Raw genomic sequence first — 6,277 nt, forward strand, 5'->3', positions numbered from 1 at the left:
AGATGTCAGCCCAAACCGGCCCAGGAAAAGCTTCCGACGACGATGTGGTGCAGGATGAATCCCAGCATCACGGGGTACCCGAGCACGTGCTTAGCACACTCGAGAGCGACGGTAGTCGGCGCTGGTTGTATCCCCGATTGTCGCTGGGGAACTGGTGGCATCGACGCCGCATCGTGGCCTATCTGCTGATGATCGTGTTTGTCGCCATTCCACATTTGCGAATCGCGGGCAAGCCATTGATCTTATTAGACGTGACGGCACGCGAATTCACGATTTTTGGACGCACGTTCCTGCCGACCGACACGCTGTTGTTGGCGTTGTTGATGCTGGTGGTGTTTGTCTCGATCGTGCTGGTCACCGCAGTCGCCGGTCGCGCCTGGTGCGGATGGGCTTGTCCGCAAACGGTCTACATGGAGTTTTTATTTCGCCCCATCGATCGCTTGTTCCAAGGCACCGTGGGCAAAGGCGGCACGCCCAAACAGGGCCGATCGCTGCCATTGCAGTTGGGCCGATTTGCTGTTTATGTGCTGCTGTGCGGATTCCTGGCCCACACGTTCTTGGCCTACTTCGTCGGTACCGAGCAGCTTAGTGAGTGGATTCGTAGTTCGCCGACGGAACACCCGGTCGCGTTTGTGGTGATGACCGCAACGCTGGGGCTGATGATTTTTGATTTCATGTATTTTCGCGAGCAAATGTGTACGCTCGCTTGCCCCTATGGGCGATTCCAATCGGTGATGTTGGACGAGCAGTCATTGATCGTGGCCTACGATCCGGTCCGTGGCGAACTGCGTAAAAAAGGGAAGCACACCGACGGTGACGGCGCCGGTGATTGTGTGGATTGTCACCAATGCGTGGTCGTCTGTCCGACCGGGATTGATATCCGCGACGGGTTGCAGATGGAGTGTATCAATTGCACCCAATGCATCGATGCCTGTGACGATGTGATGGATCGAGTCGGCACGCCTCGAGGGCTGATCCGCTACAGTTCCCAGGACTCGATCGCCGGCAAAGCCAAACGACTCTTTCGCGCCCGGACGATCGTTTATCCGCTGATGTTAATCCTGTTGATGGGCGGATTGGTATTCGCCATCACAACCAAATCTGGATTCGACGCACGGATCATTCGCAGCAATGGTGCACCGTTCACGGTGTACGCCAACGGCACCGCGTCCAACGAATTCCGACTGCGTTTGGTCAATCGCACGGCTCAGCAACAGATTTATTCCTTGCAGCCCGGTGCTGAGAGCGGGGTGGAGATCGAAGTGCTCGACGACGCCAAATTGACGCTCGAACCCGGCGATTCCAAATTGGTCCCACTGCACCTGAAATTCAAAGGTTCGCTGACCCGCGGAAGTGGCCGTAAAGTCGTGACTGCGACGATTCGTGACCACAGCGATAACGTTCGTGAAATACAATTCACTTTGCTAGGCCCCAGGTAAACGGCGTGAATACGACCCCGCGCGTGACAGATGCTGCCGAACGAAAAGCCAAGCGATTTTGGATCGCGTTGGTGTTGTTTTTGTTCACGATTCAGTGCACCATCATGGGGATGGTGATGCACTTTGCGATTGGCGATCCGGCCGGCGCGGTGGTGCCGGATTATCACAATGCATCATTGCACTGGGACGAAACGCGGCGGACCCGCGAAGCAGCCGAGCGACTCGGCTGGGACATTCAATTCAACGCCTCGGATGTCGTCGATCGCCGTGGAATGCGGGCGATCGAATTGACAATCCAGGACACCGGCGGCCAGCCCGTCGATGGGTTGTCAATTCATGGGCAACTGTACCATCACGCCCACGCCGATCAGATTCAGCCCGTCACGTTCCAAGCGGCCGGTCAAGGACGTTATCTGGCGCTGCCCCAAGCGGCGCGGCCTGGGTTGTGGCAATTGGAGGTTGCCATCGACAATGCACCCGAGGCTGTGACGCGATCAATCACCTTCAACACGGAAGGTTTCTGATGGATTCGGTGCTTGTTCTGGTCACAGCGATCGTCACCGCCAGCGTGCTAGGCAGCATGCACTGTGTTGGTATGTGTGGACCGCTGGCGATTTGGGCCAGCGGTGGTGGCGAAACCAGTCACCGTGGCAGTCTGATTTCCGCGACGTCGTTGTATCACCTGGGGCGTTTGCTGACGTACACGTTGGCCGGTGCGATGGCCGGATGGATCGGCAGCATGATCGATTTGGGTGGCGACTGGCTGGGCATTCAAGTCGCTGCGGCACGGCTTGTCGGTGCGGCGATGATTGTGATCGGTATCGCCAAGTTGTGGCGCATGACCGGTGGCCGTTTGCCATGGGCAACTGGCGGTCCGGTTGGTCCCACGCCCTCGCGGATCAGCGGGGTGCTGGTAAAGCTTCGTCCGGTCATCTTTCGGCTGCCGATTGCCGCACGCGCTCTGGCCACCGGGATGTTGACCACGCTCTTGCCTTGTGGATGGCTGTATTTGTTCGCGTTGATCGCAGCCGGCACCGGCAGTCCCGTCAATGGTGCGATCGTGATGGCAGCGTTTTGGTTGGGCAGTGTTCCCGCCTTGGTCGCGTTGGTCGCCGGTGTCCGCGTGCTGGCGCAGCGTTACAGCAAACTGGTTCCCGCGGCTGCGGCCGTGATGCTGATCTTTGCCGGTTGCTTCACCGCGTCGGGACGCGGATTTGCAGGGCTGGAATCGTTGGAATCGCTTAAATCCTCCGGTGACAGCCTGCACCAAGTCGAACAAGCCGGTGATAAAGTGTTGCCCTGTTGCCAAGTCGATCCCTGAAAGTCCAAGCGGTATGTCTTCCAAGCCGTCTGCTGTGATTCCGGATGCTGATGCACGATTGGATTGCCGATTCGTCGCAGCACCGCATCCGAGTGTGATCGGGCACGATCGGTTGTTGGCCGAGTGTGACTTGCGAACCCAGCGACGCAGCGGCCCGGGCGGCCAGCATCGCAACAAGACCAGTTCCGGAGCCTATCTGACGCACCGGCCCAGCGGTCTGGTTGGCGAAGCCACCGAGCGTCGTAGTCAAGCCCAGAATCGTGACGTTGCCTTTCAGCGTTTGCGTTATCTGTTGGCCGTGGAATTGCGGACACCCAGCCCGCTGGATTTGGGTTCCTGGAAAGAATCGTCGGACGAGGCAGTGATTCGTAAACGCTATCGGGGGCATTCATTGCGGTTGAACGAAACCAACGCCGACAAGCCGTCGTTGTTGGCGATGGTGATGAATGATTTATGGGTCAGTGGCGGCCAGCCCAGTTTATTAGTTGATCAATGGGCGACGTCGACCAGTAAACTAGTGGCCTTGATTCGTTCGTTTCCACCGGCGTTGGTTTGGGTCAATCAAGTCCGACGTCACCACCAACGGTTGCCTTTGCACTGATGCAGCGCCGACGAAAGTCCATAGTCGTACTGGTACATTTAATCCGCGTCGGGATCGTGGTCGCATTGTTGGTGCTGTTGCCATCCCAGCGGTCAGCACAAGTGTCGTTGCACGACGGCAGCGAGCCTCCCGCGGTGGATCAGGTTCGGCGGGTGATTCCCGGCGCTGCAGCCATCCAGACAGAACCCGATGCAGCCGGATTTTGGAGGATCAGCGATTCGGCCGGTCATTCGCTGGGCAGCGTCGCGCGGACGCTGCCCCAAGCGGCCGACGTGATCGGCTATCGCGGGCCCAGTGAAGCATTGATCGTGGTCGATGACCAATTGAAACTGGTCGGCGTCGACCTGTTGCAAAGCGCCGACACCGAAGAACATGTTGCGGCGGTGAAAAAGGATCACGCGTTCTTTCAACAGTTCCAGACCTGGCGATGGTCGGGGCCGCCGCCGGGGACGGACATCGATGCGGTTTCGGGGGCAACGTTGACGTCATTGGCGATCGCTCAAGGTGTCCTCAAGCGAGTCGGCGGTGATCGACCGTCACTGGTGTTTCCAGACTCGATCGACGTCCAGGAATTGGAGCGTTGGTTTCCGCAGGTCGCCACCGTGCACGCCGATGGCGACAGCGTCGTCCCGCTCGACGCCGCTGGCAAACCACTTGGGCGTGCCATTCGCAGCGGTCCGCTGTCGGACAATGTGGTCGGTTATCAAGGTCCGACTGAATTGTTGATGCGGCTGGATCACGATCCGACGACCGGCTACGACATCGTCGGTGACATCAAGATCCGGTCCTCCTTTGATAACGAACCCTACGTCGGGTATTGCCGCAGCGAGTACAGTTTTTGGCCGTTGTTCGAAGGCCAAACGGTGTCGTCACTTGCCGCCATGGATTTGGAACAGGCCGGTGTGGAGGGCGTTTCCGGGGCGACGATGACCAGCATGGCGATCGCAGAAACGCTGGTCATGTCGGCGCAGCAGATTCAGTCGCGCGCCGCAGCGGCAGCGGCTCAGAAGCTTCGCCAACCGGCTACGTTTTGGCAGCGGTTGAAATCCGTTGCTTGGTCGGATTTGCAGTTGCGTTTGACGAGCGCCGATGTGGTCTGTGCGGGTTTGTTGCTGTGCATTCCATTGTTTCGGGGCCGGGGATGGTTTCGCCAAAAAACCGTCCGGCTGCTGTGGTTGTTGACCGTGATCGGTGTGATCGGACTGTGGTCGGGCAATTTGATTTCGCTGGCGCTGGTGGCCGGCTGGAGCAGCGAAGGCATCGCCTGGCGACTGGCGCCGGCGCTGGCGTTGATCGTTGTGGTGGCGTTTGGTTCGCCGGCGGTTGGCAAATCCAATCCCTATTGCAACCACATCTGTCCGCACGGCGCGATCCAACAGATACTGCGGCCGACATCCAACAGCCGACGCCATTGGAAAATGCCACAACGATGGATTGCGGTGCTGGGGTGGTTGCCCGGGACCATGCTTGGCACGGCCTATGTGCTGCTGTTGCTGATGCCGACGATTGATCTGGCCGCTTGGGAGCCCTTTCATGCCTACCTGTATCGGATCGCGCCCTGGACGGCGATCGGGCTGGCCGGCATGACGCTCTTGTTTTCAGCATTTGTTCCGATGGGCTATTGTCGGTTGGGGTGTCCAACCGGACGTCTGCTAGACCATTTGCGGCGCAGCGCCCGCAGTGATCGGATCAGACTTGCCGATGCGGTCGCGGCAGGTTTATTGGTGTTGGCGATCTACGTGCGTGCCCGGGGCATCTAGACTGTGCGGATGAACTCATTCCAGCAAGCCTGTCCGACCTGTGGAGCGACGCTCGAATTGCCCGGCCAAGAGAGCGGCAAAGCGGCGGTTTGCCCGAGCTGTCAAACGGAATTTGTTGCCGCGGTCCCGGTAACCGAACCACCGGTGTCAAAACCGCCGACAGCAACACCGATGCCCGGCTACCGAAGCGTTTCGATCGAGTCGGTTGTGGCGCACACACAGAGTGTTTTATTTCATCGCCGCCGACCGTTGTTCGTTCCCTTTCTCGTTCCGGCGCTGCTGGTTGTAGTGGCCGGCGTGATTCCGGTTGCCTTTTTAAGTGGACTGGCAACGACCAATCCAGCGAGGGCATGGATCGGGATGGGGATTTTGATGCCCTGGTTCCTGATGCTGGCCACCTATGCCGTTTGGTTCGCATTGGAACGGTCCAGCGTGGTCTGTGATGATGCCGGGGAGAGTGCTGAGAGCCAGGCAGGTGCGGGCAAGATTCGTTTTCTGCCTCCGCTGGATCGTCTGGTGTCGCTGTCGATCGCGGTGTTGATGTTGGCGGTGTGGATCACCGGTTGCACGGCGGTGTCCATCGCGGTGGCTCAGTTTTCGGGAAAGATCGCGGCTTGGGAAACCCGTGTGTTGGTGGTCGGAATCTCAGTGGTCGTGTCGTCGGTTTTTGGCCTGGCCGTCGCGATGCGGTTCTGGCCGCTGTTCCCGCTGCTGGCCGGTGGCAGTCGCTTGCTGCCAGCGATGCGGGCCTCGGTGGCGATGACGCGTGTGAATTCACTGACATCGTTTTTGCTGGTCATCGCAGCCGGCATCTTGTTGGGCGGCGGTTTCAGTCTGTTCGGGTTGGGTCTGCCGATCACCGTGCCGGTCTGTGCGTTGCTATGGACGGTCGCCCAGCGACTGATCGATGGCACGCCCCTGCCATTGCTGCAATCCAGCGAAGCCGATTGACTGTCGCCGGCGCTGCCACCAGGGTTCAGTCGGTCAGCATCGTAGCTGGGCCCGCCAGGGCTGGTGATTACCCACAAGTTTTGTTTGATCACCCGCCAAATCGCTCGCTGACGCGTTTTGAAGCCAGCGTTAAACAGCCTTTACAACTCAAATGACTCGGCAAATTGCCGCTTCGATCTCTCTGCTCTCCCGCAAGGAAGTCGTG

At 59.0% G+C, this 6,277-nt stretch carries 6 protein-coding genes; all 6 read left to right on the plus strand.

The features are described from left to right. Positions 1–2 precede the first annotated feature (2 nt). The 6 genes from ccoG to NHH03_RS09130 are packed head-to-tail and all read left to right on the plus strand — an operon-like array spanning position 3 to position 6,072. Complete coding sequence (gene ccoG / locus NHH03_RS09105; RefSeq protein ID WP_253155480.1) at positions 3–1,439, plus strand: cytochrome c oxidase accessory protein CcoG; 1,437 nt, start codon at positions 3–5, stop codon at positions 1,437–1,439. Between the two features lie 5 nt (positions 1,440–1,444). Beyond that, entirely contained in the window at positions 1,445–1,963 is a 519-nt protein-coding gene (locus NHH03_RS09110; protein ID WP_253155482.1) for a FixH family protein, read from the plus strand. Continuing rightward, entirely contained in the window at positions 1,963–2,760 is a 798-nt protein-coding gene (locus NHH03_RS09115; protein WP_253155484.1) for a sulfite exporter TauE/SafE family protein, read from the plus strand. The genes NHH03_RS09110 and NHH03_RS09115 overlap by 1 nt, the downstream gene beginning before the upstream one ends. Before the next feature lie 13 nt (positions 2,761–2,773). Next, positions 2,774–3,361, plus strand: coding sequence for a peptide chain release factor family protein (locus tag NHH03_RS09120; protein WP_253155485.1), 588 nt, complete (start codon positions 2,774–2,776; stop codon positions 3,359–3,361). Continuing rightward, complete coding sequence (locus NHH03_RS09125; protein WP_253155487.1) at positions 3,361–5,121, plus strand: FMN-binding protein; 1,761 nt, start codon at positions 3,361–3,363, stop codon at positions 5,119–5,121. Before NHH03_RS09120 ends, NHH03_RS09125 begins: the two co-directional genes overlap by 1 nt. Before the next feature lie 9 nt (positions 5,122–5,130). Further along, positions 5,131–6,072 carry a hypothetical protein gene (locus NHH03_RS09130; protein WP_253155489.1) on the plus strand — a complete coding sequence of 314 codons (942 nt, stop codon included), beginning with the start codon at positions 5,131–5,133 and terminating at the stop codon, positions 6,070–6,072. Positions 6,073–6,277: the final 205 nt, after the last annotated feature.

This window comes from Stieleria tagensis (genome assembly GCF_024129865.1).
Taxonomy (GTDB): domain Bacteria; phylum Planctomycetota; class Planctomycetia; order Pirellulales; family Pirellulaceae; genus Stieleria; species Stieleria tagensis.

Coding starts and splice junctions, on each gene's coding strand:
- ccoG (WP_253155480.1), top strand. CDS start 3: ATGTCAGCCCAAACCGGCCCAGGAAAAGCTTCCGACGACGATGTGGTG.
- NHH03_RS09115 (WP_253155484.1), top strand. CDS start 1,963: ATGGATTCGGTGCTTGTTCTGGTCACAGCGATCGTCACCGCCAGCGTG.
- NHH03_RS09120 (WP_253155485.1), top strand. CDS start 2,774: ATGTCTTCCAAGCCGTCTGCTGTGATTCCGGATGCTGATGCACGATTG.
- NHH03_RS09125 (WP_253155487.1), top strand. CDS start 3,361: ATGCAGCGCCGACGAAAGTCCATAGTCGTACTGGTACATTTAATCCGC.
- NHH03_RS09130 (WP_253155489.1), top strand. CDS start 5,131: ATGAACTCATTCCAGCAAGCCTGTCCGACCTGTGGAGCGACGCTCGAA.